21 protein-coding genes are annotated in these 25049 nt (G+C 72.8%); 6 read left to right on the top strand and 15 right to left on the bottom strand.

The window, feature by feature from the left end:
* Positions 1 to 9: 9 nt before the first annotated feature.
* Both ACIA5A_RS11480 and ACIA5A_RS11475 read right to left on the bottom strand, forming a co-directional pair.
* Positions 10 to 1515, bottom strand: a complete 1506-nt coding sequence (locus ACIA5A_RS11480) for a sugar transferase (RefSeq protein WP_396759682.1) — start codon at positions 1513 to 1515, stop codon at positions 10 to 12.
* A gap of 281 nt (positions 1516 to 1796) precedes the next feature.
* Positions 1797 to 2657, bottom strand: coding sequence for an Fpg/Nei family DNA glycosylase (locus tag ACIA5A_RS11475; RefSeq protein WP_396759679.1), 861 nt, complete (start codon positions 2655 to 2657; stop codon positions 1797 to 1799).
* Positions 2658 to 2681: 24 nt separating this feature from the next.
* On the opposite strand from ACIA5A_RS11475, the gene ACIA5A_RS11470 reads away from it, so the two are divergent.
* A complete protein-coding gene (locus ACIA5A_RS11470) occupies positions 2682 to 3956 on the top strand; it encodes a glycosyltransferase family 4 protein (RefSeq protein WP_396759676.1) in 1275 nt (424 codons plus the stop codon).
* 503 nt (positions 3957 to 4459) lie between these two features.
* On the opposite strand, the gene ACIA5A_RS11465 is transcribed toward ACIA5A_RS11470, so the two are convergent.
* The 4 genes from ACIA5A_RS11465 to ACIA5A_RS11450 all read right to left on the bottom strand — a co-directional run bounded on the left by ACIA5A_RS11465 (position 4460) and on the right by ACIA5A_RS11450 (position 7478).
* On the bottom strand, positions 4460 to 5182 hold the full coding sequence (locus tag ACIA5A_RS11465) for a CDP-alcohol phosphatidyltransferase family protein (protein WP_396759673.1): 723 nt from the start codon (positions 5180 to 5182) through the stop codon (positions 4460 to 4462).
* A complete protein-coding gene (locus ACIA5A_RS11460; protein WP_396759670.1) occupies positions 5157 to 6224 on the bottom strand; it encodes an iron-containing alcohol dehydrogenase family protein in 1068 nt (355 codons plus the stop codon). Before ACIA5A_RS11460 ends, ACIA5A_RS11465 begins: the two co-directional genes overlap by 26 nt.
* Positions 6212 to 6943 carry a sugar phosphate nucleotidyltransferase gene (locus ACIA5A_RS11455; protein ID WP_396759667.1) on the bottom strand — a complete coding sequence of 244 codons (732 nt, stop codon included), beginning with the start codon at positions 6941 to 6943 and terminating at the stop codon, positions 6212 to 6214. The genes ACIA5A_RS11460 and ACIA5A_RS11455 overlap by 13 nt, the downstream gene beginning before the upstream one ends.
* 85 nt (positions 6944 to 7028) lie before the next feature.
* Entirely contained in the window at positions 7029 to 7478 is a 450-nt protein-coding gene (locus ACIA5A_RS11450; protein WP_396759664.1) for an NUDIX domain-containing protein, read from the bottom strand.
* A gap of 112 nt (positions 7479 to 7590) precedes the next feature.
* Between ACIA5A_RS11450 and ACIA5A_RS11445 the strand changes: the two genes are divergently transcribed.
* Positions 7591 to 7983 carry a cyclic nucleotide-binding/CBS domain-containing protein gene (locus tag ACIA5A_RS11445; protein ID WP_269694617.1) on the top strand — a complete coding sequence of 131 codons (393 nt, stop codon included), beginning with the start codon at positions 7591 to 7593 and terminating at the stop codon, positions 7981 to 7983.
* A gap of 68 nt (positions 7984 to 8051) precedes the next feature.
* On the opposite strand, the gene ACIA5A_RS11440 is transcribed toward ACIA5A_RS11445, so the two are convergent.
* The 9 genes from ACIA5A_RS11440 to ACIA5A_RS11400 form a co-directional block, all read right to left on the bottom strand.
* Positions 8052 to 11138: a malectin domain-containing carbohydrate-binding protein gene (locus ACIA5A_RS11440; RefSeq protein WP_396759661.1), complete on the bottom strand. Its 3087-nt coding sequence runs from the start codon at positions 11136 to 11138 to the stop codon at positions 8052 to 8054.
* A 187-nt stretch (positions 11139 to 11325) separates the two neighbouring features.
* Positions 11326 to 12372, bottom strand: a complete 1047-nt coding sequence (locus ACIA5A_RS11435) for a glycoside hydrolase family 26 protein (protein ID WP_396759658.1) — start codon at positions 12370 to 12372, stop codon at positions 11326 to 11328.
* 146 nt (positions 12373 to 12518) lie between these two features.
* Complete coding sequence (locus ACIA5A_RS11430) at positions 12519 to 13451, bottom strand: sulfotransferase family protein (protein WP_396759655.1); 933 nt, start codon at positions 13449 to 13451, stop codon at positions 12519 to 12521.
* Between the two features lie 28 nt (positions 13452 to 13479).
* Positions 13480 to 15072 carry a polysaccharide biosynthesis C-terminal domain-containing protein gene (locus ACIA5A_RS11425; RefSeq protein ID WP_396759652.1) on the bottom strand — a complete coding sequence of 531 codons (1593 nt, stop codon included), beginning with the start codon at positions 15070 to 15072 and terminating at the stop codon, positions 13480 to 13482.
* Entirely contained in the window at positions 15060 to 15923 is an 864-nt protein-coding gene (locus ACIA5A_RS11420) for a sulfotransferase domain-containing protein (protein WP_396759649.1), read from the bottom strand. The genes ACIA5A_RS11425 and ACIA5A_RS11420 overlap by 13 nt, the downstream gene beginning before the upstream one ends.
* Before the next feature lie 17 nt (positions 15924 to 15940).
* Positions 15941 to 17146, bottom strand: coding sequence for a hypothetical protein (locus tag ACIA5A_RS11415; protein WP_396759647.1), 1206 nt, complete (start codon positions 17144 to 17146; stop codon positions 15941 to 15943).
* Positions 17146 to 18636 carry an O-antigen ligase family protein gene (locus tag ACIA5A_RS11410; RefSeq protein WP_396759644.1) on the bottom strand — a complete coding sequence of 497 codons (1491 nt, stop codon included), beginning with the start codon at positions 18634 to 18636 and terminating at the stop codon, positions 17146 to 17148. Before ACIA5A_RS11410 ends, ACIA5A_RS11415 begins: the two co-directional genes overlap by 1 nt.
* Positions 18633 to 19640: a DUF3048 domain-containing protein gene (locus tag ACIA5A_RS11405; protein ID WP_396759641.1), complete on the bottom strand. Its 1008-nt coding sequence runs from the start codon at positions 19638 to 19640 to the stop codon at positions 18633 to 18635. Before ACIA5A_RS11405 ends, ACIA5A_RS11410 begins: the two co-directional genes overlap by 4 nt.
* Entirely contained in the window at positions 19637 to 21475 is a 1839-nt protein-coding gene (locus ACIA5A_RS11400) for a Wzz/FepE/Etk N-terminal domain-containing protein (protein WP_396759638.1), read from the bottom strand. Before ACIA5A_RS11400 ends, ACIA5A_RS11405 begins: the two co-directional genes overlap by 4 nt.
* A gap of 501 nt (positions 21476 to 21976) precedes the next feature.
* Here ACIA5A_RS11400 and ACIA5A_RS11395 point away from each other — a divergent pair.
* From ACIA5A_RS11395 to ACIA5A_RS11380, 4 genes are read left to right on the top strand one after another with little or no spacing between them, the layout of a single operon-like run.
* Positions 21977 to 22453 carry a UDP-N-acetylglucosamine--LPS N-acetylglucosamine transferase gene (locus tag ACIA5A_RS11395; RefSeq protein ID WP_181570879.1) on the top strand — a complete coding sequence of 159 codons (477 nt, stop codon included), beginning with the start codon at positions 21977 to 21979 and terminating at the stop codon, positions 22451 to 22453.
* Positions 22453 to 23031, top strand: coding sequence for a glycosyltransferase (locus ACIA5A_RS11390; protein WP_396759634.1), 579 nt, complete (start codon positions 22453 to 22455; stop codon positions 23029 to 23031). Before ACIA5A_RS11395 ends, ACIA5A_RS11390 begins: the two co-directional genes overlap by 1 nt.
* On the top strand, positions 23028 to 24023 hold the full coding sequence (locus tag ACIA5A_RS11385; RefSeq protein ID WP_396759631.1) for a sulfotransferase family protein: 996 nt from the start codon (positions 23028 to 23030) through the stop codon (positions 24021 to 24023). The genes ACIA5A_RS11390 and ACIA5A_RS11385 overlap by 4 nt, the downstream gene beginning before the upstream one ends.
* Positions 24020 to 24934 (top strand): glycosyltransferase family 2 protein, encoded by a 915-nt coding sequence (locus ACIA5A_RS11380; RefSeq protein ID WP_091061636.1) that lies wholly within the window; start codon positions 24020 to 24022, stop codon positions 24932 to 24934. The genes ACIA5A_RS11385 and ACIA5A_RS11380 overlap by 4 nt, the downstream gene beginning before the upstream one ends.
* The last annotated feature ends 115 nt before the right edge of the window (positions 24935 to 25049 follow it).

Below are 25049 nucleotides of genomic sequence, written 5' to 3'. Positions count from 1 at the left end.
CCGGGAAGGCTAGTACGCGCCCTTGCGGGCGAGCACCACCCCGACGGTCCGCCACAGGATGCTCAGGTCGTACGCCAGCGACCAGTTGTCGACGTAGTAGAGGTCGAGCCGGACCGCCTCGTCCCAGGAGAGGTCGGAGCGGCCGGAGACCTGCCACAGCCCGGTCATGCCCGGCCGCACCAGCAGCCGGCGCCGGACGTCGCCCAGGAAGTCGCCGTCGTCGGCGGGCAGCGGGCGCGGGCCGACGAGCGACATCTCGCCCCAGAGCACGTTGATCAACTGGGGCAGCTCGTCGAGCGACGACGCCCGCAGGAAGCGGCCCACCGGGAAGACCCGGGGATCCTGCTTCATCTTGAACATCATGCCGTCGGTCTCGTTCTGGTCGACCAGACCGGCCAGGCGCTCCTCGGCGTCCACGTACATGGTGCGGAACTTCCAGACCCGGAAGGTGCGCCCCTCGTGCCCCACCCGGGACTGGCGGAAGAACACCGGGCCGGGGTCGGAGATCCGGATGGCGAGCGCGACGGCCAGGAAGAGTGGGGAGAGCAGCAGCAGACCCAGCCCGGACGCGACCCGGTCCATCAGGCTCTTGAGCAGCAGCGCCGGGCCGGAGAGCGTCGGCTCCTCGACGTGCAGCAGCGGCAGGCCCTCGATCGGGCGGATGTGCACCCGGGGGCCGGCGATGTCGGTGAGCTGTGGCGCGACCACCAGGTCGACGCCGGAGCCCTCCAACTGCCAGGCCAGCCGACGCAGCTCACCCGGCTCGGCGCTGGCCGAGCCGCAGACCGCGATGGTGTCCCCGCCGACCTCGCGGACCAGGGCCAGCACGTCACGACCGGCGTAGACCGGGACCGGGGTCTCCAGGCCGCGGGCGGCCGCGTACCCGTCGGTCAGGTGGATGGCCACCGGCACCAGACCGACACCCGGGTTGCGGGTGACCGTGGTGAAGACCTCCAGGCACTCCGGCAGCGTGCCGACCAGGACCATCCGGTGCCCGGCCTGCCCGATCCGGCGGCGCAGCGCGTGCAGGCTGCCCCGCGCGATCATCCGGCCGAGGAGGATCAGCATCAGGGCGCCGAGCAGCGCGAAGCCGACCGTCCACCGGGACAGCGACGTCACCGTGGCGAACGCCAGGAACGACACGGTGGCGGCGACCGCCACGCCGGAGCGGATCACCCGCTTGTACTCGTCCGGGCCGAGACCCAGGTAGCGCCGGTCGTACGCCCGGTTGCCCCAGAGGATGAGCACCCAGCCGAGCGGCAGCAGCAGGAACGCCACCGTGTAGAACCACACCTGCGGTGAGTTCTTGAAGCCGGAGTCCGCCTGCTCGAAGATCTGCACGGCCAGGAAGCTGGCCAGGGCCGCCGCTCCGAAGTCGAGCAGCAGCAGGATCGCGATGTAGGGGCGGTGCCAGCGGGAGACCCGACGCCGGGCGCGAGCCCACCCCGACCGGGGTACGCCGTTGTGGGACGGCGGTGTCGGCGGCTGGATCTCAAAGCTGTCGACGTGCCGCACGCTCTTGCTCCGGCCTGTGTCGGTTACCGGGCGCTGGAGGCTTGTCGTCACCTCAACCCATGTCCTCCCGCATGACCCGTTCCCTCACTCGCCGTGAGGACCCGGGTCGCTCACCGTTCCAGTCTCCCACGCGTTCGGGTGGGATCTGGCCGGCTCCCAGTCAGTTGTGAAGCCGGGGACCGAGCCACTATACCGATGGATGACGGCTCGGGTAGAGCCGCCGAGTGGGACCTTCCGCGATCCCCGGCTGATTCCGCTCAGTAATCGGCCGGTGCGATTACTCACCGTACGAGGCGGGACAACCTTCGGTCAGCCAACGGCTTGCCGCCGGTCTGGCAGGTGGGGCAGTACTGGAGGCTGGAGTCGGCGAACGACACCTCCCGCACGGTGTCACCACAGACCGGACACGGCAGGCCCTTCCGGGCGTGCACCTTGAGGCCCGAGCGCTTCTCGCCCTTCAACTCCGCGGCCCGCTGCCCCGCCGACCGTCGCACCGCGTCGCCGAGCACCGCCCGGGTCGCCGCGTGCAATCCAGCGAGCTGCTCGTCGGTCAGTCGATCGGTGATCGCGAACGGCGAGAGCCGCGCCGCGTGCAGGATCTCGTCCGAGTACGCGTTGCCCACGCCGGACAGCACCGACTGGTCGGTCAGCACGCCCTTGACCTGCCCCCGGCGGCTGCGCAGCCGCTCGACGAACGTGGGCAGGTCGGCAGCCAGCGCGTCCGGGCCCAGCTTCGCCACGCCCGGCACCAGGGCCGGGTCGGTGACCAGATAGGCGGCCAGCTTCTTCTGCGTGCCGGCCTCGGTCAGGTCGAACCCGGAGCCGTCGTCGAGGCGTAGCCGCACCGCGATCGGGCCCTTGCCGGGCCGCAGCGGTGTCGCCGACGGGAAGGCTTCCCGGTAGTGCAGCCAGCCCGCCCGGGCCAGGTGGACCACCAGGTGCAGGTCGTCGCCGAAACGGACATCCAGGAACTTGCCGTGCCGGCCCGCGCCGGTGACCGTGCGGCCGGCCACCGCGCTCGGCGGCGGGTCGTACGTCTTGAGCGCATTGATCGAGGCCACCTCGAACCGCTCGACACGCCGGCCGACCGCCCGCTCGCGCAGGTAACCGGCGAGCGCTTCCACCTCCGGTAGTTCAGGCACGGGACAACGGTAGCCTTTTCTCCCGTGAGAATCGTGGTGGCGCACAACCGGTACCGGGAAGCCCAGCCGTCCGGTGAGAACACCATCGTCGACGCGGAGATCGCCCAGCTCACCGCGGCGCGCGTGGAGGTGCTGCCGTTCCTGCGCAGCTCCGACGAGATCCCGTCGATGTCGAAGCCGGCCAAGGCGCTGCTGCCGATCTCGCCGATCTGGGCGCCGAAGGCCCAGCACGACCTCGACCGCCTGCTGGTCGAGCACCGGCCGGACGTGCTGCACCTGCACAACCCGTACCCGCTGCTCTCGCCCTGGGTGGTGCGGACCGCGCACAAGCGCGGCGTGCCTGTGGTGCAGACGGTGCACAACTACCGGCAGGTCTGCTCCTCCGGCCTCTACTTCCGCGACGGCGTGATCTGCCAGGACTGCCGCGGCCGGTCGCTGGGGGTGCCGGCGATCGTGCACCGCTGCTACCGCGACTCCCGCGCGCAGAGCGCGCTGATGGCCACCACGCTCGCCGTGCACCGCCCCACCTGGAAGTCGGTGGACCGCTACATCGCGCTCACCACGGCCGTCGCCGACCATCTGCGCGACTACGGCATCCCGGACGAGCGGATCGTGGTCAAGCCGAACGCGGTGCCGGACCCGGGGACCCCGGTGCCGCCCGGGAACGGCTTCCTGTTCATGGGCCGGCTCAGCCCGGAGAAGGGGCTGGAGCTGCTGCTCTCGGCGTGGCGGCGGCACCCGGTGGGCGCGCTCGGCCCGCTGCGGATCGCCGGTGACGGCGAGCTGCGACCGCTGGCCGAGGCGGCCGCCGCCGAGCGGCCCGACGTGCTCTATCTGGGCCAGCTCGACCGCCCGGGGGTACGCGCCGTGCTCGCCGACAGCGCGGTGGTGCTGGCCACGTCCACCTGGCACGACGTGCTGCCCACCGTGATCATCGAGGCGCTGGCCGCCGGCCGCCCGGTGCTCGGCACCGCGCTCGGTGGCATCCCGTACCTGGTCGGCGCGGACTCCCCACGAGAGCCCGCCGGCACCGGCCCGGCCGAGGTGGCGACCGCCGCGCCCGGCGACGGCCGAGTGTCGTTGCCGACCGGGGTGCAGCGCGGCGAGGCCGGCTGGGTGGTGGCGCCGGAGGTCGACGCGCTGGCCTCCGCGTTGCCGCTGGCCTCTGCCGAGGCGCCCCTGTCGGCCGGGGCGGCGAGGAGCCGCTACGAGCGCACGTTCCACCCCGACGTGATCACCAAGCGCCTGATCGACGTCTACGCCTCCCTCGCCTCCCCAGGGGGCCGGGCAACGCGTTGAACAGACGCCTATCCCATCACTCTGCGTGTTTCCCGGGGTGTACCGGTCACTGATTACTCCGCGTTGCGGATCGGTGGGGCGTTGCTCCGGCCCCGAATCTTCGTATCTGCCGTGAGCTGGGTGAACGTCGTCGCGGGTGAAGAGACGAACAGCCCGCCTGGTTGCCTTTGCTCTGCAGCCAATGACGCATCAGATAACGCAACGTCACCGATGCGTCGGCGGCTGCAGAGCAAGGCACCACGAACGATGCGTTTCGCACCCCGTCGGGCGCTACGAAGAGTGATGCGCAATGCCAGCAGCCGCCCGACCCTCCCCAGCTTCACCAGCAGCGACTCGCGCTGCCCGCCGGCCCGGCTCGACGGCAACCACGTGCGGGGCAACGGGTGGGCCGAAACGGGCCCCACCCGTGTGTGACATCCCGCGCCGACCGGCCACGGGCAGGCGGCGTTAACAAGGGGCCCCGCCTATGCAGAAGGCGTTAAGAAGGGGCCCTTCCTTACACCTCAGCGCAGCGAGGCGCGGGCGGAGAACGCGATGCTGGCGAGCAGGAAGCCGCCGTTCACCACCGTGAACGCCACCATCAGCCAGAACGCCAGCGCCGGAGCGAACACCAGCACCAGCCCGGCCACGAAGATCACCGCACCGTAGTCGCGGACCAGCTTCACCAGGCGGACCGGCAGCGACGTCGAGGTGACCATGCTCGCCGCGTTCGGGCCGGCCTGCATCACCGACGTCACCAGGTTGACCATCCAGGTGCCGGCGAAGACCGCCACCAGCCAGACCGGCGTGGCCGGGCGCTGCGCCACCGCCACCGCGCCGATCGCGGTCACCAGCGCGATCTGGGCGGCCACGTCGCAGAGCACGTCGATGCGGGCGCCCGCCGCGCTGCCCTGACCTGTCACCCGGGCGAGCTGCCCGTCGGCGCAGTCCAACGCGTACGCGATCTGCCAGCCGACCAGCGCGACCAGCCCGACCACCCAGGCCGGGACGTCGCCGGCGGCCACCTCGTCGGCGAACGCGACCACGGTCACCGAGGCGGCCAGCCCCAGCACCAGGTTGGTCAGGGTCAGCGCGGTCGGGCGCAGCCCCAGCCGCTGGGCGGCAAGCGCGAACGCCGCCCCGATCCACTGGCTGATCGACTCGCTGAACAGGCCACCACCCCGGTTGACCCGGTGGAAGTCGGCGACGGTGGGACGGGGCTCAGCCAAGGTGGTCGCGGAGGGCACCGGCGTAGTCTGCCAGCCGCTCCCGGGTCTCGGAAGCGGACATCGCCAGGTGTTCGAGGATGGTGTAGCGGTCCGGCCGGGTGGCCGGCGCGAACTGCACCGCCTCGACGAACTGGTGGTCGGTCAGCTCCACCTCGGCGGGCAGCCGGGGCAGCCCGTGCCGGGCCAGGCAGGCGGACATCTCGGCGAACCGGCGCTCGTCGCCACGCAGGAACGTGCAGAACAGCGCGCCGAGCCCGGCCAGCTCGCCGTGCGAGGCGGTGCCGGGGAAGAGCGCGTCGACCGCGTGCATGATCTCGTGGCAGCCGCCACTGGACGGCCGGCTGGTGCCGCAGACCGCCATCGCCAGGCCGCTGGAGATCAACGCCTCGGCCAGCACCGTGACGAACGCGTCGTCGGTCATGTCGCCCGGGTGGTTCAGCACCGCCTCGGCGCCGGCCCGGGCCAGCGAGGCGGCGAGCCCGTCCACCGGCTCGCCGCGCACCTCGCGGGCCAGCTCCCAGTCGGCCAGCGCGCTGATGTTGCTCACCACGTCACCGATCCCGGCGCGGTTGTGGCGCTCCGGCCCGGCCTCCACGAAGTCCAGGTCGACGATCACCGCGATCGGGATGTGCACCCCGTAGGAGCCCTTCAGCCCCTCGGTGATCAGGCTGGCCACCGGGGACGCGATCCCGTCGTTGGCCAGCGCCGTCGCCACCGTCACCATCGGCAGGCCGCGCCGGGTGGCCGCGTACTTCGCCACGTCGATGGTCTTGCCGCCGCCGATGCCGACCACCGCGTCGTACGACCGGGCGCGCAGCTTGCCGCCCAACTCGTCGGCGGCGTCCAGGGTGCCCCCGGCAACGGTGAACACGTCCGCCGATCGCAGCGACGGCCGGATCAGCTCGGCGATCTTCTCACCCTGCCCCGGCCCGACCACCACGGCGACGTCGCCGCCGGCGGAGATCCGGCCGTCGGAGAGGATCGCCGCCAGGTCGGCCACCGCGCCCCGCCGCACGTCGATGTGCAGCGGGGTGAGGACGCTGCGGGCTAGTAGCGGCACGCGATCTCCCGCGCCCGGGCCAGATCCTCGTGGTTGTCGACCTCGACCCAGGAGACGTCACCGATCGGCGCCGCCCGCACCTCGCCGCCGCGGTCGGCGAACTCCTGGTAGCCGTCCTCGTAGTAGAGGTTCGGGTCGCGCCGCCAGGTCGCCTCCAGCGCGTCGGCGAGCGCGTCGGCCACCTGCGGCTCGATGAGCGTCGCGCCGATGTACTCGCCGTACGCCTCGCCCGGGTCCATCAGCTTGGTGATCCGGGTGAGCTGGCCGGCGGCGTCGAAGGTGGTCTTCATCTCCTCCTCGGCCAGCGGCTTGAGCGTGTCGACGGCCAGCAGGATGCCCGGGCCGCGCTCGGCCAGCAGCGTCTTCTCGACGCTCACCGGGTGCACGGTGTCGCCGTTGACCAGCAGCACGCCCCGGGAGAAGTGCTCCCGCGCCAGCCAGAGCGAGTAGGCGTTGTTCCACTCCTCGGCCTTGTCGTTGTCGACAAGGGTGATGGTGACGCCGTACTTCTCCGCCAGCTCGGCCTGCCGCTGCCGGACCGCGTCGGCGGCGTAGCCGACCACGATCACCACCTCGGTCAGCCCCACCTCGGCGAGGTTGCGCAGCGCGATGTCGAGGATGGTGGTCTCCCCGTCGACCGGCACCAGGGCCTTGGGCAGGGTGTCCGTGTACGGCCGCAGCCGGCGCCCCGCACCCGCGGCGAGCACCATCCCGATCATGCCGACACGCTCCTCTTCTCGACCGATTCCACGAGGCGAGGATATCGTCGGCGGCCCGGCGGCCGTGGTGCAGCCCGTGATCGCCCTAGAGCCCGATCGACCGCAGCGCGGCGAAGCCGTCCGCCACGATCCGCCTGATCAGCCCGTCGTTGACGTCCCGGTGCTCGTCCAGCACGGCGATGTCCCGTTCGGCCAGCCAGCGGAACTCGGTGTGCTCGGTGGGCTCGAGCCGGGGCCGGCTCAGGTCGCCGTCCACCCGGACCAGGAAGTCGGTCTCCACCCGTTCCAGCCCGTCGTCGCCGGTGTAGCGGTATTCGCCGACCAGGCCGAGCACGTGCGACACCGCCCAGCCGGTCTCCTCGGTGACCTCTCGGCGCAGCGCGTCGTCGATCTCCTCGCCGGGCTCGACGTGGCCGCCGGCGATGTCCCAGCAGTTGGGGAAGAGACGTCGCTCGGCGGAGCGGCGCTGGACGAAGATGCGACAGTCGTCGTCGACGATCAGCGCGCCGGCGCAGCGGAGGGGCTCGGTGGACACCCTCCGACAGTAGCGAGCCGCGCCGATTCCGGCGATGCCCGTTCTTGTCCCGGTACGCATCGATGGCCCACCATGTCCGTACCCAGTCGCCGTCCCACAGGAGTGATGTGTGATGCAGGTTCGGGAAGCGATGTCCAGCGAGGTACTCGTGGTCGGCCCGGAGCACACGCTCCGCCAGGCGGCCCGGATGATGTCGGCCCGCGGTGTCGGGTCGGCGGTCGTGATCGACCCGGACTCCGAAGGGGTCGGGATCATGACCGAACGCGACGTGCTGAAGGCGATCGGCGCCGGGCTCGACCCGGACGTCGAGCGCACCGGAGCCCACCTGACCTGGGACGTCGTCTACGCCGGCCCGGACTGGACGGTGGAGGAGGCGGCCGCGGCGATGGCCCGCGGCGGGTTCCGCCACCTGGTGGTGCTCGACGGCCGGGAGGTGGCCGGGGTGATCTCGGTACGGGACCTGATGCGGGTCTGGGCGCGGGAGCACGCCCCGACCCGGGCCTGAGACGGGCGATGGCCCGGCCGTTGCCGGCCGGGCCATCGTCGTGCGGTTTCTCGGTCGTGCCGCCCCGGTCAGGGGCCGACGAAGACCGCGGTGCCGCGCCAGTCCACGTCGTCGACGCCGGGGCCGCTGCGCACCGTGGCCGAGCCGGTCGGCGCGCCGTCCGACCAGTCCATCGTGGACAGGTTGCCGGTGCTCCGGGAGACGACGTAGAGCTTGTCGCCGTCCAGGAACAGGCCGGCCGCGTCGGCGAACGCGGTCGTTCCGGTGATCGTGGTCCGCTCCGCGCCGACCGTGCCGGTGTCCGGCGCGAACTGCCGCGAGAACAGCGTGCTCTGGCCGGCGAGCGCGTAGTAGACGCGGCCGCTCTTGTAGAACATCGCGGTCACGTTGGGCAGCTCGGCGGCGAAGTTGACAGTCATGCCCGCGTACGTCGAGCCCTCCGGCGCGGAGCCGGTGACGACCTGGTCCCACTTGGCGTCGTGGTAGGGGTCGAGCTTCTTCGGGGTGCCGAACTCGGTGCCGTCGAACGAGCGCTTGTAGAGGTCGCCGCCGACGCCGTAGAACAGGTCACCGCCGACCCAGAACGCGCCCTTGACGCCCGACCAGCGGGTGTCGTCCGGGTTGGGCACCGACATCGCGTTGCCGACGCCGGTCGCGCCGTCGTACGACCGCTTGGTGATGCTGTCGACAGTCGTGGCCGGCGGCACCGGCGGCAGCTTGACGATCTCGATGCCCTGCACCAGCGGGTTCTCCAGGACCCGACCGAAGTCGATGTCGATGTTGCCGTCGCTGGTCACCGCGAAGGCCCGCATGGTGCCCTTGTTGGTGGCGCCGATCGAGGCCACCGGGTCGAAGCTGCTCAGCTTCTGCACGCCGTCGATGCTGACGTTGAACTTGCGCTTGCCGGCGGTGGCGGTGCCGGCGTAGCGGTTCGCCAGGTAGAGCCGCACCTGCACCGGGGTGCCGGCCGCGACCGGGAAGTCCCACTGCATGTCGGGGGCGGGCGACTCGTCCCACCGCTCGCTGTTGAACAGCGTCGCCGGCGTGCCGGCCGGGACGGTGGCGTCGAGCGCCGCGTCCGTCGGGTACGTGGTGACCGTGTTGCCCGCGTTGTGGTAGGAGATCGGCGCGGTGAGGGTGTCGGCGGCCCAGGCCGGGCCGCTCGGCGCCGCGAGCTGCTCGCCGCCGGCGTTGACCCGGTAGAGCACGTCCGAGGCGTCCGGCGTGGGGGCGGTCTTGACGATCTCGATGCCCTGGATCAGCGGATTCTCCACGACCCGGCCGAAGTCGATGTCGACCACGCCGTCGCTGACTACGGAGAAGGACTGCATGGTGCCGCGGTCGGTGCCCCCGGCGGCCACGACCGGGTCGAAGTCGTTCAGCTTGAGCACGCCGTCGATGCTGACGTCGAGCTTGCGCTTGCCCGCGGTGGCGGTGCCGGCATAGCGGTTGGCCAGGTAGAGCCGGACGTTCACCCGGGTGCCGGCCGCGACCGGGATGTCCCACTGCATGTCGGGCGCGGTCGCCTGGTCCCACCGCTCGGTGTTGAACAGCGTGGCCGGGGTGCTGGTCGGCACCGTGGCGTCGAACGTCGCGTTGGTCGGGTAGGCCTTCGCGCTGTTGCCGCCGTTGTGGTACGGGCTGGGCGCGGCGTCGGTGTCGGCCGCCCAGTCCGGGCCGCCGTCGGTCGCCGGGATGGCCGGGCCACCCGCGTTGACCCGGTAGAGGACCTCGGTCTGCGCCGCGCGGCCGGCCTGGTAGACGTCGCCCGGCAGGCCCTTGGTGGTGGTCGAGTGCGGGGTGCTGCCGCCGTCCAGCGGGAAGAAGGCGATCTTCTTCCGCTGGTACTCGAAGTTGCCGATGTAGTCCTGGTCGCTGCCGAGCCAGAGGCCCTGCGGGGTGACCAGCATCTCGGTGACGCCGTAGCCGCGCGGGTGGCGACCCGGGTTCCAGGCCAGCGGTAGGCCGCTGGCCGGGTCGAGGGCGGCGATGCTGGCGCGCGGCACCGCGCCCGGTCCGGCCTTGTCCCGGGCGAGCGGGTTGTTGGACCAGCGGAAGTGGCCGCCGACGTAGATGGCCTTCTCGCTGATGCCGACGGAGAGGAACGTGTCGCCGCCGCTGAAGTTGGTCCAGGTCGGCTTCTGGCCGGCGCCGGTGGCGTCGGTCTCCCAGCGGGCCGCCGAGTCGCAGAGCGTGCCCGGGTAGGACGCGCCGGTGGTGACCACCACGAAGTACTTGCCGTCGGGGGAGAACTGGGCGTCGCGCACCCACGAGTCGAACGCGCTGTACTTGCAGGCGCCGGAGTAGCCGTCGGTGTTCCAGTCGGCGACGGTCGCCGAGTCGGCGCCCAGGTTGATCCGCACGATCTGGTCGTGGACGGCGCCGTCGGCCTTCTTGAAGTTGCCGATCACCACGAGGTGCTTGCCGTCCGGCGAGACGGTCAGCTTCTCGACGCCGACGCCGGCCGAGGCGCCACCGTTGGTCGCCGTCCAGTTGTGGTGCTCGGTCAGCGACACGGTCAGGTAGTCGTCGACCGCGCCGGTGGTCGGGTTCAGCGAGGCGAGCCCGGCGCGGTTGGTGGTCGCGGTGACCGTGCTGAAGATGCCGCCGACCAGCAGGTGGCCGTCGATCAGCGCGATGTCGTTGACCGTGCCGTTGAACGCCGGGCCCTTGAAGCCGTCGACCGGGGTGCCGTCGGCGACGTTCAGCAGCGCGAGCTTGCGGAAGTTCTTGTCGCCGACCTTGTTGAACGTGCCGGCGACGTAGACCGTGCCCGCGGTCGGGCCGGCGATGATCGCGGTGACGTCACCGTCGAGCACCGGGGCGAACGCGTTGTCGATCTTGCCGGTTGCCTTGTCGAAGGCGAGCAGGCCCCGGCGGTCGACCGGGGTGGGCGAGGAGCCGCGGTTCTGCGCCTCGGTGAACGAACCACCCACGATCACCTTGGTGCCGGCGTCGTGGATGGCCACGACGTTGCCGTCGTTGATGTTCGGCGTCTTGTCCGAGGGCACCTCGCCGACCAGCGTGCTGTGGTCGGGCGCGACGGTGGCCGCCGGCGCGGCGAGTGCCGGCACGGGGGTGAACAGGGTGGCGATGCCGAGCACGGCAGCGCCGAAGGCGGACACCGATCGGTGTCTCAGGATCGAGGAAGGCACAGGCTGCTCCGGGGGGAACGTCGGAGGCGCTGCGATCGTGGCCGGTGTCGACGCGAGGTGTGGCGTCGCACGGCCGACCGCAGACGTGAGAGCAATACCTTCTCGCATTCGCCTGCCGCCCGTCCACCCGGGACCGGCCTTTTTGACACAACAAGCGGCCCGAGCCGAACGAAAAGACGAGTGAAGATCACTCAGTGCGTGCGGGAGATGGCGCAGCGGAGGCGCTGAGATCCGGCATCGGCGGATTGAAGTACGGATCGGTGGCCAACTCGCGGAACACCGCCGCGCTCTCCGGGTCGCTGCCGAACGTGCTGTCGTACAGCGGCTTCTCGGTCTGCTTGGCCGCGAAATAGATCACGGCCTTGATCTGCGGGTGCTTCTTCAGGTACGGGCCGACCTCGCGCATCCACTCGGCCCGCTGGCCCGGCCGGCCGTCCTGGGTCAGCCCGAACTCGCCGATCACCACCGGCCGCGGATGCTTCTTGGCGAACGCCATGAAGTGGTCCATCCGGTTGCTGAAGCTGTTCCACTCCGGGCTCGGATAGACGTCGGTGCAGAGCCAGTCGACCTGGTCGTCACCCGGGTAGTAGTCGGCGGCCCGGCGTTCCGGCTCGGCGAACCCGTCCGCGTGCGGGCACCACGTCCACGCCGCGTTCGTGACGCCGACCTCGGTGAAGATGGCGCGCACGTGCTTCCAGGCGGCGACGTAGTCCTCCGGGGAGTGCATGCTGGCGGCCAGGTTCGGCCGGTCCATCTCCCACCGGTAGCGCAGCAGCACCGGCACGCCGAACGCCTTGACGTCCTGCGCCCGCTGCCGGATCAGGTTGTCGTAGACGCCGCTGACCGTCGACCGGGTGTCGGTGCCCTGCCAGGAGATCATCTGAAGCTTGCCCTGCGCCTGGAACGCCCGCTCGGTGCCGCCCGGGAACGGCTCGTTCCACTCGTGGAACATGTGCGCGATGGCGAGCTGGCCGCCGGCCGCCCGGTTGAAGTCGTCCCACGCCGCCGCCCGGCCGGTGGCGTTGTGGAACTCCGGCTTCACCCAGGCGCCCACCCATGCGCCCTTCTCCGGCAGCTCCGGCCCGCGCCCGGTGGTCTGCACCGCGCCCGACCGGGGCGTCACCGTGGGCGGCGGCGGCACCGCCGACGCGGTCTCCCCGGCCCGGTCACCCGACCCGGAGTCGCACGCCGCGACCGCCGGTGCCAGGAGGGCCAACGCGAACACGGCCGCCATCGTCCGTCGTAACCGTCGTACCACCGCAACCTCTCCCCAGGATGGTCGCCGGCCCACTGTCCGTTCTGCTGGCGGGGCCCCGCGTCAGCGGGACGGCACGCCGGGCCGGGCGGGCGACCTCTGGCACTCTACCCGTGCCAGCGTCCTCACGGGTGGTAGCCGAGCTCCGTCAACAGTGGGCCGGCCTGGACCAGCACGTCCGTCAGATCCTCTTCGGTCAGTCGCTTCCGCCAGCGCCCCACCGAGCCGGGCCGGGCCTGGGCGAACCGGGCGTGCAGCGCCTGCCGGCCGGCCGCGTCACCGACCTGCAGGAAGTCGCCGACCACCTCGGCCGCCTCGGCCGGCCGGGTGACCACGTCCTCGTAGCGCAGGTGTCGGACCCGGTCCGCCGGCAGCGTGGCGAGCTGGGCCAACGCGCTGCTGGTGAAGCGCCGCCACATCCAGGCGGACCGGCCCAGGTCGGAGACGCGGGTGAACTCCTCGCGTCGCTCCGGCTCCACCCAGAACCGCGGCGCGGCGCCCCACGGCGTACCGCCGCGCCCGCTGCGCCCGGTGCCGGTGGAAGCGGCGTTCAGCCAGGGCTGCTCCGCGTGCGACACCGCCACGTCCCGGCCGTCGCGGTAGACGTGCAGGAAGACCGCGTCCGGGAAGACCTCGGCCAGGAACGGCACGATGAAGCAGTTCTCCGGGTCCTTCTCGGCGAACCGCAGCCCACCGTGACCGGCGGCGGCGAGCAGCGCCCCGTAGTAGCCGCGGAAGTAGCGCGCCGCGCGCTGCCGGGTCCAGCTTCCCTCGTAGACGCACCGGGCGACCGCCTTGGTCAGCCGCGGTTCGTAGTGGTAGGACACGTCCGGCAGCGCACCCACGCAGCTACCCAGGAACGTGGTGCCGGAGCGCGGGGCGCCGAGGATGAAGATCGGTCGCTCCACCTTCAGCGTGAGCTTCCGCTTGCCGGCCTCCACCGGCCGCTCCAGGTCCCGGCGTTCCTTGCGGTCCGCCAGCAGGCCGACCGCGGCGAGCTTCGCGGCCTTCACCGTGGACAGCCCGGAGTGCGGGGCGAGGGGGGAGTCGCTGGTCATCGAAGATCCCATCGGTGAGCAGGAACGGTCAGGACCGGGTCGCCGGGTCCGCCCCGGCGCGCTTGCCGCCCCGGCGCATCGACCGGAGCGCGTCGAGGTGCAGCGTGCGCCGCCACCGCCAGGCCCCCGCCAGGTACGCCGCCGTGCCGGCCAGCGTCACCAGCGCGAGCACCGGCAGCGACACGCCGAGCAGGGTGGCCGCCCCGAGCGGCAGGCCCAGCGCGACGACGGCCAGCGCCATCGCGGCCCGGGTGCCGGCGCCGAACGGGTGCAGCCGCATCGACCACCAGAGCTGGGTCAGCGGCACCAGATTGGTGACCAGGATGGAGAGGGTCCAGGCCAGGGCGGCGCCGAGGATGCCGTAGCGCGGGATGAGGAGCAGGTTGGCGACCACGTTGAGCACCGTGCCGCCCATCGCGTTGTAGAACGTCCACGCGGTGCGACCGGCCATGTTGAGCACCATGTCGACCATGCCGCACCCGGTCGCCACCAGCATGATCAGCGCGAGCAGCACGACCACCCGGCGGCCGTCGCCGTAGCCGGTGCCGAAGAGCGACAGCATGGGCGCCGCGAACGCCGCGAAGATGAGGTAGGCCGGCCAGGACAGCAGCACCAGCCAGCCGGTCGCGGCCTGGTAGAGCTGCCGGGCGTCGGCCCGGTCGTCACGGGCGAAGGCGGCGGCGAGCCGGTGCTGCACCGAGCTGGAGAGCGCGACGCTGGAGAGCTGACCCAGCGCCAGGAACCGGGTCGCCGCCGTGTAGACCGCCGCGTCCGCCGGCCCGCGCAGCGCGCTGAGCAGCACGATGTCCATGCGCTGCACCACGATCGCGGCGACGCTGCTGATCGCGCGGGGGCCGGTGAACCGCCAGAACGGCCCGACCATCTCGCCGACCGGGACCGGTCGGGCCACCTGCCGGCCGGCCCGACCGACCAGCCGGCCCAGCCAGATCAACGCGACCACGGCGGCGAGCAGGTAGGGCACCACCCAGGCCAGCGGCAACGCGACGGTGGCGGAGAGCCCGAGCCAGGCGGCCACCGCCACGGCCAGGAACTGCACAAGCGTGCGACCGAGCCGCTCCACGGTCAGCAGCGGACGCATCTGACCGAAGCCGCGGCAGGCGGCCAGCGCGTAGTCGTTGAGCGCGGCCAGCGGCACGAACGCCAGCAGGACGCGCAGCGCGGTCACCGCGCCCGGACCCGCCTCCGGCATGGTCACCCGGGCCAGCGCCGGGGCGGCCAGCCAGCCGGCCAGGCCGAGCAGCGTGCCGACCACCAGCACCGGCAGCAGGCCGGCGAGGATCGTGCCGCGGATCTGGTCCCGCCGGTCCAGCGTGCGCTGCCGGCTGACGAAGTAGACCGTGCCCACGTCGGTGCCGAGTCGGGCCGCCGATGCGGCGATCATGAAGGCGCTGGTGGCGGCGAAGAACATGCCGGCCTCACGGACCGACCAGCCCCGGGCGATGACGATGTTGAGGCCGAAACCGGCCACCGCGGCCAGCCCCACCCCGACCAGGTTGGCGAAGCCCTGCCGGGCCGCGCCGCCCAGGCCCGCGCCCGCGCCCGACCCGACCGCCGGGAGGACGACCGTGGCGTCGGCGTCCGCCCGTGTCACCGCCGCCACGACGGCACGCGTCCCCACCACGTGGCCAGCCGCTCGTCGTACGGGGCGAAGTGGTCCTCCAGCCGGGCCCGCAGCTCGGCCGACATCGGCGAGCGGGAGCGCGAGTTGTGCTTGCCGAACGCGATGTCCGCCCAGCGCGGCAGCTCCAGGAAGTCGCAGACCGCGTCGAAGGACGGCCGTGGGTCGGCGAAGAAGTCGTCGCTGTCGATCACGTGCAGCCGGTCCCGGCCGACCAGCGCCTCCAGCCGCTCCACCTGCTCGATGTAGCGGCCCCGGGCCAGGTAGGAGTTGTGCTGGAAGTGCTCGCTGGCGTACGTCGGGTCGGCGGTCATCCGCTCCCGCTCGCCGGCGGTCCGCTGCTCCTCCAGCGCCAGCGCCCGCTCGAAGTCCGCCTCGGTCTCGTAGCCGCGGGCCAGCTCGTGGGAGTGCGCCGAGTAGGCCCGCTCCACCGGGTCACGCAGCAGCACCAGCAGCTTCACCGACGGCAGGTCCTTGGCGATCCGCTGCCCGGCCAACGGGTGGAACATGTAGTAGGGGCTCGACTCGCCGGTGATCCCGCGCACGCCGAGCTGCGCCTTCACCGCGTCCGCCTTGCCGTTGGTGGGGAAGTGGCCGAGATACCAGCTCATCCCCCGGTGGTAGTCGACGTCGAAGTAGTGCACGCCCTTGTGGTAGGCGGGCGGCAGCACCCCGGGGTGCTGCGACAGCGTCTTGAACAGCGAGGTGGTGCCGCAGCGCTGCGCCCCCACGATCAGGAATCCCGGCACCATCCGGGAGCCCGCGGTCAACCGACCGACCGTCCGACTCACCGACTTCACCGCGCGGAGCGCCTGCTCCCTGGCCACCGTCACGTCCCCACTCCTCACTCTCACCCGGCCCGCCGGGCCAGGTGCTCCTCGACGGCGGGCAGCAGCCAGGCGTCGACGTGCCCCAGCCGCGCACCCGCCTCGGCCTGCCGGTCCCGCAGATAGCGTGTCGCCAGCTCCACCAGGTAGAGCACGGCGACGAGGTCGGCGCCCCCACCGACCTGCTCGAACGGCGCGAGCGTCCGATCCGCGCCGGCGATCAGCGCGCGGGCGGCCTCGATCGGCTCCACCCCGTCGTGGCTCATCGCGCCCTGCACCGCGAGGTGCAGCGCGTCGTAGCCGGCCGGCACGTCGGCCTCGAACCGCTCCCAGTCCCACACCAGCACCCGACCGTCGGCGAGCACCGCGCTGTTGCCGCCGTTCCAGTCCCCGTGCCAGGCGCCGAACGCCACCACCGGGTCGGCGTCCGCGACCGACGCGAGCACCGCGCGCAGCCGCCCGGCCTCCGGCCGGTCACCGAGCGCGTCCACCGCGTCGGCGAGCCGGGCCGCGTGCGTGCTGCCCGCCCACGACCCCCGGCGTACGCCGAGGCAGCCGGCGACCGCGACCATGGCGGCCCGCTCGGCCGCCGCCGCCGCGGCCGGGGCGGCCCGGGGCAACCGCACCGGCAGGGCCTCCTGCACCAGCAGCGCGTGCCCGTGCCAGTCGCCGTGGTGCCGGACCCCGGCCAGGACGACCGGGCCGAGCGGCACCCCGGCGAGGCGGCGCAGCGCGACGGCCTCGGCGTCGACCAGGGCGCGGGTCAGCGGGTCGACGCCGAGCTTGGCGTAGCCCAGCGCGCCGCCGTCCGGCGCGAGCAGTTGCAGCACCGGCTTGCGGTTGGCCCGCGCCGGCCCGATGTGCAGGCTGACCAGCGCCGGTTCGCCCAGCACCTCGGTCAGGTAGGCGTCCAGCCCGCCGCCGTCGACGACCAGCCGGTCGCGGAACACCACCGGACCCAGCCCGAGCCGGAACGCGGTGGCCAGCCCCTGCCGGACCAGCTTGGCCTTGCGGCCGACCGCCTCGGTGGAGTGTCGGACGGCGCCGGCGGCGGCCCGGCCGGAGCCGGTGGGCACCAGCAGCCGGGGGCGGGCCGCCGAGGGCACCACCACCCAGCCGGGGCCGCCCCGGCGCAGGGCCGGCGCCGCCGGTTCGGGCCAGATCAGGCCGGCCAGCTCACCGAGGTAGGCGGAGCGGCCGTCGCCGTCCGGGGGTAGGCGGAGCACCATCAACGGTCACCGGCTGCTTCCAGTCGGGCCCGTAGCCCGGCGATCGTGCCCTTGGGGGGCGCCGGCGCGAGCGCCCGGCGCAGCCGGTCGTTGCGGGCCAGCAGAGCGACCGAGATCAGGGCGTAGGCGAGGGTGGCTTCCAGCGCGCCGTAGGTGAACTGGAAGAAGAGCATCAGGATGATGACGAGCGTGCCGGCGATCCCGATCGCGCTGTGGTCGCGCCGGTAGCGCCAGAGGGAGTAGAGGAAGAAGCCGTTGTAGGCCAGCGCGCCGACCCAGCCCTGGCCGACGAGCAGCGCCCAGAGCTGGCCGTTGCTGCCCAGCTCTCGGTTGCCGCACTGCTTGCAGTCGTCGGACTTGCCGATGGCGATGGACCGGTTGCTGCCGATCAACGCGCGGTTGCCGCCGTAGCCGAGGATCGGCGAGTGGTTGGCCGCCGCGACCGCGCCCTCGGACAGCGTGGTGCGGATGTCGTCGCTGTGCCCGTTCTGCAGTCGTTCGTCGAAGGTGCGGCCGAGCGGGGTGGCGACGATCAGCACGCCGATCAGCCCGACCGCCAGGGCGAGCCCGCCGAGCACCACCATCCGGCCGCGCAACGCGAGCCGGATCGCCACGTAGAGCGCGGCGATGCCGAGACCGATCCAGAGCCCACGGTTGAGCGAGTAGATGATCGGGAAGATCGCGGCCAGCGCGATGGCCACGCCCGCGGTGCGGCGCAGCGGCTTGCCCAGCACCACCCAGCCGACGATCAGCCAGACCAGCAGGATCGCGGTGTTCTCGCCCCACGAGTTGGTGTACGTGAACGGCGCGGACGGTCGCGGTGAACTGGCCTCCCCCTCGATCACCTGCTGGACCTGGGCGAACTTGACGTCCATCAGCGAGGCGACGAAGGGGTGGGTGGCGATGGAGTGCGGCAGGACGAAGCGCAGCGGCGCGACGAACCCCGCGGTAGGGAAGAGCGAGCCGAGCCAACCGCCGACGACCACCACCACGCCCATGAACCCGAACAGCCGGATCATCCGGCGCCGGGACAGTTCCCGTTCGGTGAGGTTGTAGACGTAGAGCATGGTCACGGTCATCGCGACGAAGTTGGCCAGCCGGATGCCCCAGCCGAGGTAGCGGCCGCCGCCACCGCCGGGCGGCAGCGTGTTCGGGGCGGTCAGCCCGAGCGTCGACGCGGACAGGAACAGCCAGAGCAGCAGGATCAGCCAGATGCCGAAGCCGGGCGGCACCCGGACCGGACCGCGCCGGGCCATCTGCACCACCATCGGCACCGCGAAGATGATGAAGACGAAGCTGGACACGCCGAGCGCCCACCACACCGGCCAGAGCAGGAAGAGCGCGATCAGCGGCCACGCGGTCGGCAGCCGCCAGGACCAGCCCTTCGGTCGTGCCCGGACCGGCGCGAGCCGGTTGCCGCCGGACGCCGCCACCACCGCGCCCACCGGGACCGACCCGCGCGCCGGGCGGGGTGGGGTGACGGTGCTCATTTCACGGTGACCTTGGCGGTGGTCGGCGCGTAGATCACCCAGGCGTTGCCGGGCTGCGGGTGCAGGAGGTCGCCCCCGGTGTCGGCGAGCGTGCAGACCATGCCCAGGCCGGGCTTGCGCCAGCGGCCCTTCGTGCTGGTCGGGCCGGAGACCGCGACCACCGCGCCCTCGCCGAAGACGTTCGCCGACGGCAGCGAGCGGAACGACGGCTTGCGCACCTCCAGCGTGCGGTATTCCATGGTCAGCACGATCACCGAGGCGGCGGTCACCGTGGTGGTGCCGACCTTGCCGGCCCAGCGTGCCTTCTGCTTGTCGTACCGCCAGACCATCGGCGGGCCGCCGGAGACGGTGATCGACAGCTCGGTGGCGGGGGCCAGGTCGCGTGCGGCCAGCGCGTCGCCGTCGGTGGCGTGGTCGAGCGCCGGCGTGGGCGGCTGGCCCCCCTTCGGGGCGGCCTTGAGCAGCGCGGCCGTCGAGGTGTAGTCGCCGCTGAAGACCTTGCCGTCGTCGTCCGGGGTGACACCGTCGAGGTCGGAGCTCTCGAACTGGGTGAGGAAACCGGTCGGGCCGCCGGCGTATCCGACGAACGGGCGCAGCACCGAGACCGAGCGGATGTCGACCGGCCGGATCTCGGTCACCGGCCCGATCTTGGTGGCGTCCCGGGAGTGGAACACTGCGGTCAGGTGCAACGTGTCCGACTCGGCGAACTCGGCGTAGACCAGGTCGGCGGCATCCAGACCGGCCGGGGTGGTGGCGGGGCTCACCCGCATCGGTACCGCGACCGCCTGGCGGGTGGCCGCCGCCGGGGTGCCGACCGGCGCTCCGGTCAGCGGGGCCGTGGGCAGGCTCGAGGTCGGGCTTGCCGACGGTGGCGTCGCGGCGACGCTGCCCGGGTCGGCGACGTCGACGCTGCCCGGCTCGGGCTGCGGCTCGCTGCACCCCGTGCCGACGCCGAGGACGACGGCCGGTGCGAGGGCGGCGCGGAGCATCTGCCGGCGGTTCACCCCAGGTCCTCGCCGGAGTCGATGGCGTAGCTGCGACCGTCGCCGCCGTCACCGCCGCCCCCGCGGGAACGGTAGGTGCCGCCGGCGCCGTTGACCGGCATCGGCTTGCCCGGACCGGCCGGCGGCTTCACCGACGCGGCACCCTTGCCCGGGGCCGCCGGCTTCGCCGGCCCGGCGGTCGGGCCGGAACGGGACGACTGCATGCGCGGCAGCACCATGGTGGACTCGGCGGACGGGCCGGGACTCGGCCGCGGCTTGGGCCGGTTGGCGGCCGGCGGCGCCGGAGTGGTCGAGCCGGACGGCGCGGCCGGGCGGGTGGCCCCGCCGGTCGGCGCGGGCAGGCGCGGGGCCAGCACCGCACCGATGACCGGCGCATTGACCTGCTCGAACTGCTGGAGGGCGGCGGTGATCTCGCCGCTGCGGGTCTTGCCGGACTCGGCCACCACGATCACCGCGTCCACGTAGCGGCCCAGCGCCTGCGCCTCCACGGCGTGGGTCGGCTGGCCGGTCTCGATCAGCACGTGGTCGAAGCGCGCGGTCAGCTCCTGCAGGATCTCCAGCAGGCCGGCGACCGGCAGTTCGACCTCCGCGTCCAGCTCACCCGGGACGAGCACCCGGAGCTGGCCGAGCCCGGGCACCGGGGCCAGCGCCTTGAGCGCCGGCACGTCGCGACGGAGGACCGAGGCGAGACTGTGCCGACCCTCGGCGACCCCGGTGATGCTGCTCAGCGTCGAGTCGGGCTTGGTGGTGACCAGCGCGACCTGCGCGCCGGTGCGGGCGTACGCGGCGGCCAGGTTGGCGGCGACGAACCCGGCGGCGGTGCCGGTCGAGCCGTCGCAGAGCAGGAGTTGGCGGCCGCGGCCAGCCTGGGTCGACTCGGGGACGGCGGAGAGCAGCACGTTGCGCAGCCGGCCCAGCTCGCGCGAGATCCGGTGGGTGGCGGGCAGGACGGAGAGCGACGGCGGGCGGGTCGTCAGCTCCAGCAGCAGCGGCAGGCCGACCCGGTCGGAGATGTCGCGCCCGCGCCGGATCCGGGTGTCGAGCCGGTCCAGCACCAGCGCCAGCACGATGCCGAGCAGCAGGCCCGCGCCCATGCCGCTGGCCAGGTTGAGCGTGCGGTTCGGCGAGCTGGGTCGCTCGGGCAGCCGGGCGTCGGAGATGATCTCGCCGGGGTCGGAGTCGGCCGAGACCAGCGGGCTGAGCCGGTTGTTCAACCCGTTGAGCTGGTTGGTCAGCACACTGCGGTCGGCCTCGGCGCGCTCCCGCTCGGGGGAGTTGGCCGGGGCTGCCGCGATCCGCCCGGCGACGGCGCTGAGCTGCTTGTTGTAGTCGGCGATCTGCTGCTTGAGCGCGGTGGTCTCGTTCTCCAGCGCCTTCTGCGCGGTTGCCTTGCGCAGGTCGAGGTAGGCCTGCGCGAAGGCGTGCGAACCCGCCTGCGCCTGCGCCGGCGTGCCCGCCTCGTAGGCCACCTGGAGGATCTGGCTGTTCGGCGGGACGCTGACGGTCACGGACTTGACCAGCTCGTCACCGCCGGTGGTGACCTTCATCAGGCCCTTGGCCCGCTCCGCCACCACGAGCGACCGGACCACCTGCGCCTCGGTGTCGAGGTTGACCTTGGCGTTCGGGTTGCTCTCCGCGCCGGAGCCGAGCGGACGGACCAGCAGCGACGTGGTCGAGGTGTAGCGCGCGTCCTGGATCTGCGTGATCGCCAGGCCGCCGGCCAGGCCGAGGACCGCGGCGAGGAGCAGGATCCACCAGCGGCGGCGCAACCAGCCCAGATAGGCCATCAGGGCAAGACCGTCGGCGTCGTTCTCGGCCAAATGGGGTGAGGGCATGAGTGTCTGTCGCTCCCTTTCGACCGAGCCGGGCAGTCCCACGGCACAGCTGGAACTGACCGTGACTTCGAGTGTCCCCGATCCGAACGTTGAGGGAAAGTCTGCTCACGTTCCGGTAAGCCTGCCCAGGTGTGGGCAGCCCGCGTAGAGATGGCCGATCGGTGCTGGCCATTCGGCGGGTTCCCGGCAGCGGGCCCGACCTGCCCCCGGGAGCCGACGTCGCCGCCGGCTCGCGTGCGGAGCGGTGACGGAATCCTGACACACCCGCCCCGGGGTCGGTGGTCCCGGCCCACCGTCCGGCTGTCACCGTGGCTGACCTGCCGGCTCCCACCGCGGCTCGGATCCCGGCGGCGGGAATCCCGAGGTGACCCGACCGGCGGGCCGGGATCCGTCCAACGGCCCCTTCAGTTGTCCAGGGGCGCGCCAGTAGGTTGTCAGGGCGCGTCCGAGGGTCATTCACGTAAATCCGGACGCGGTCACACGTGTACGGGAGGAAACGTTGTGGTGAGCGGGTCAACCGACGGCGCGGGGCAGGTCCTGCTGGTCGGCTCCAGCGGCGGCCACCTGGCCCAGTTGCTGGCACTGGAACCCTGGTACCGGGAACGCCGCCGGGCCTGGGTCACCTTCGACACACCGGACGCCCGCTCGCTGCTCGACGGCGAGGACGTGGTCTGGGCCCACCATCCCACCACCCGCAACGTCAAGAACCTGGTCCGCAACGCGTTCCTCGCGCTGAAGGTGATCCGCCGGCGCCGGGTCGACGCGGTGGTCACCACCGGGGCCGGGGTCGCCCTGCCGTTCGTGGTGGCGGCCCGGCTGCGCCGGATCCCCACGGTCTACATCGAGGTGTACGACCGGATCGACAGCGCGACCCTGACCGCCCGGCTCTGCCGGCCCTTCCTCTCCGCGATGCTCGTGCAGTGGGAGGAGCAGCGCCGGATGTACCCGGAGGCGACGGTCGTGGGGAACCTCCTCTGATGGCGCACATTCCGCAGCAGCGGGACCGACGTTCGGTGCCGTTCGTGCTGGTCGTGGTCGGCACCGACGTGCACCGCTTCGACCGTCTGGTCGGCTGGCTGGAGCACTGGCACGCGGCCCGGCCCGAGGTGCGGCTGGTCCTCCAGTACGGCCACAGCCGCCCGCCGGCGCTGCCCGAGGCCACCCCGTTCCTCGGCCACGAGGAGCTGCAGCGCGCGATGGCCGAGGCCACGCTCGTGGTCAGCCACGGCGGCCCGGCCACCATCACCGAGGCCCGGCGCACCGGCCACCTGCCGATCGTGGTGCCCCGCGACCCGACCCACGACGAGCACGTCGACAACCACCAGCAGCTCTTCTCCCGGCGGCTGGGCGCGGCCGGGATGGTCCGGCTCTGCGAGTCCGAGCCCGAGCTGCTCGCCGCCCTCGACGAGGGGCTGGCCGAGCCGGGCCGCTTCGTGCTGGCCGCCGACCCGGGGCGACCGGACCCGCGCGCCGAGGCGGTCGCCCGGGTCGGCGCGGTGATCGACGACCTGGTGGCCCGCCGGGTGCGCCAGCGGGCCGGCGGGCGGCGCGGATGAGCGCGCCGGAGCCGCCGCAGCCGCGCGTCCTCTTCGTCGGCGGTCTCGGCCGCAGCGGCTCCACGCTGCTGGAACTGCTGTTGGCGCAGAGTCCCGACGTGTGCGCGGTCGGTGAGGTGGTGCATCTCTGGGAGCGGGCGCTCGGCGCCGACGAGCGTTGCGGCTGCGGCGAGCGCTTCACCGCGTGCCCGTTCTGGCGGCAGGTCGGCGAGCAGGCGTTCGGCGGCTGGTCCGCGGTCGACCGGGACGACGTGCTGGCGCTCAAGGACCGGGTCGACCGGACCCGGCACATCCCCCGGCTGGCGAAGGGCTCGCTCGCCCCGGAGCAGCTCGCCGACGTCCGCCGCTACGCCGACCTCTACACCCGGATCTACCGCGCCGCCCTCGCGGTGACAGGTGCGCGGGTGGTGGTCGACTCCAGCAAGCACGCCTCGCTCGCCTTCGCGCTGAGCTGGGCAGACGACCTCGACCTGCGGGTGCTGCACCTGGTGCGGGACAGCCGGGCGGTCGCGTACTCCTGGGGCAAGCAGGTGCGCCGGCCCGAGGTGGTGGACGGCGAGGACTTCATGCCGACGTTCTCGCCGTTCGAGGTGAGCAAGCTGTGGACCGCGCAGAACGCGGCGTTCCACCTGCTCGCCTCCCGGGCGAAGGTGCTCCGGCTGCGCTACGAGGACTTCACCGCCGACCCGGCCGGCACCGTGCGCCGGCTGCGCGACTTCAGCGGCCTGCCGGACGACCCGGCGGCGCTGCGCATCCTGGCCGGTGAACCGGACCCGGCGGCCGCGCCGGCCGCGCCGTTCCGCGCGCACAGCGTCGCCGGCAACCCGCTGCGGTTCAGCGGCGGCCCGCTGACGGTACGGCGGGACGAGGCGTGGCGCGACCGCCTGCCGCGCCGTAGTCGGGCCGTGGTCAGCCTGGCCACGCTGCCCCTCCGAGTCCGCTACGGCTACCTGGGCCAGCGGGGATCCGACGAGTCCGTGGAGAGAGCATGAGTGGCCCGAGCATCTCGGTCGTCGTACCGACGAGGGACCGTCCGGAGCTGCTGCGCGCGGCGCTCGACGCGATTTTGAGCCAGGCGCACCCCGGCCTGGTCGAGGCGATCGTGGTCTACGACCAGTCCGAGCCGGACCGGTCGTTGGAGTCGGACCGGGGTGACCGGCGGGTCCGGGTCATCACGAACACCCGCACCGCCGGGCTGGCCGGGGCGCGCAACACCGGCATCGAGGCGGCCACCGGCGACTGGGTGGCGTTCTGCGACGACGACGACGAGTGGCTGCCCGGCAAGCTGGCCGCCCAGTTCGGTGCGCTCGACGCGCACCCGGACGGCGCGTTGGTGAGCTGCGGCATCCGGGTCAGCTACGACGACCGCACGGTGGACCGCTCGCTGGACCGGGCCCGGATCTCGCTGGAGGCGCTGCTCCGCGACCGGCTCACCGAGCTGCACCCGTCCACGTTCCTGATCCGGCGGGCCGCGCTGCTCGACGCGATCGGCCTGGTCGACGAGCAGATCCCGGGCAGCTACGCGGAGGACTACGAGTTCCTGCTCCGGGCCGCCCGGTACGCCCCGCTGGTCAACGTGGAGAGCCCGTACGTGCTGGTCCGCTGGCACAAGCGGTCCTACTTCGCGCAGCGTTGGGAGACCATCTCGACCGCGTTGCAGTGGCTGCTGCGCCGCTATCCCGAGTTCGCCACCGTGCCGCACGGCGAGGCGCGGGTGGCCGGCCAGATCGCCTTCGCGCAGGCGGCGATGGGCAACCGGCGGGACGCGGTCCGCTGGGCCCGGCGCACGCTGGCCCGCAACCCGAAGGAGCCGCGCGCCTACCTGGCGCTGGCCGTGGCGAGCCGGGCGGTGCAGGCCGACCGGGTGCTGCGCACGCTGCACAAGCGCGGCCGGGGCATCTGAGACGGCGGCGGGGGGGGGGGGGGGGGCGGGGGCCCCCCCCCCCCCCCCACCCCACACCCCCCCCCCCCCCACCCAAACAAAACAACCCAAAAGGTCTTGAGGAGGGGGGACGGGG

The organism is Micromonospora sp. NPDC051300, from assembly GCF_044455315.1.
Lineage (GTDB): Bacteria > Actinomycetota > Actinomycetes > Mycobacteriales > Micromonosporaceae > Micromonospora > Micromonospora robiginosa.
The sequence above is the reverse complement of the archived record's forward strand: the minus strand, read 5'-3'. Positions and strand labels throughout refer to the sequence as shown.

What these genes read in the sequence shown, in the direction of transcription:
- ACIA5A_RS11455 (WP_396759667.1), bottom strand. Translation starts at nt 6,943, where the DNA reads ATGATCGGGATGGTGCTCGCCGCGGGTGCGGGGCGCCGGCTGCGGCCG.
- ACIA5A_RS11445 (WP_269694617.1), top strand. Translation starts at nt 7,591, where the DNA reads ATGCAGGTTCGGGAAGCGATGTCCAGCGAGGTACTCGTGGTCGGCCCG.
- ACIA5A_RS11435 (WP_396759658.1), bottom strand. Translation starts at nt 12,372, where the DNA reads ATGGCGGCCGTGTTCGCGTTGGCCCTCCTGGCACCGGCGGTCGCGGCG.
- ACIA5A_RS11430 (WP_396759655.1), bottom strand. Translation starts at nt 13,451, where the DNA reads ATGACCAGCGACTCCCCCCTCGCCCCGCACTCCGGGCTGTCCACGGTG.
- ACIA5A_RS11415 (WP_396759647.1), bottom strand. Translation starts at nt 17,146, where the DNA reads ATGGTGCTCCGCCTACCCCCGGACGGCGACGGCCGCTCCGCCTACCTC.
- ACIA5A_RS11410 (WP_396759644.1), bottom strand. Translation starts at nt 18,636, where the DNA reads ATGAGCACCGTCACCCCACCCCGCCCGGCGCGCGGGTCGGTCCCGGTG.
- ACIA5A_RS11400 (WP_396759638.1), bottom strand. Translation starts at nt 21,475, where the DNA reads ATGCCCTCACCCCATTTGGCCGAGAACGACGCCGACGGTCTTGCCCTG.
- ACIA5A_RS11390 (WP_396759634.1), top strand. Translation starts at nt 22,453, where the DNA reads ATGGCGCACATTCCGCAGCAGCGGGACCGACGTTCGGTGCCGTTCGTG.
- ACIA5A_RS11385 (WP_396759631.1), top strand. Translation starts at nt 23,028, where the DNA reads ATGAGCGCGCCGGAGCCGCCGCAGCCGCGCGTCCTCTTCGTCGGCGGT.
- ACIA5A_RS11380 (WP_091061636.1), top strand. Translation starts at nt 24,020, where the DNA reads ATGAGTGGCCCGAGCATCTCGGTCGTCGTACCGACGAGGGACCGTCCG.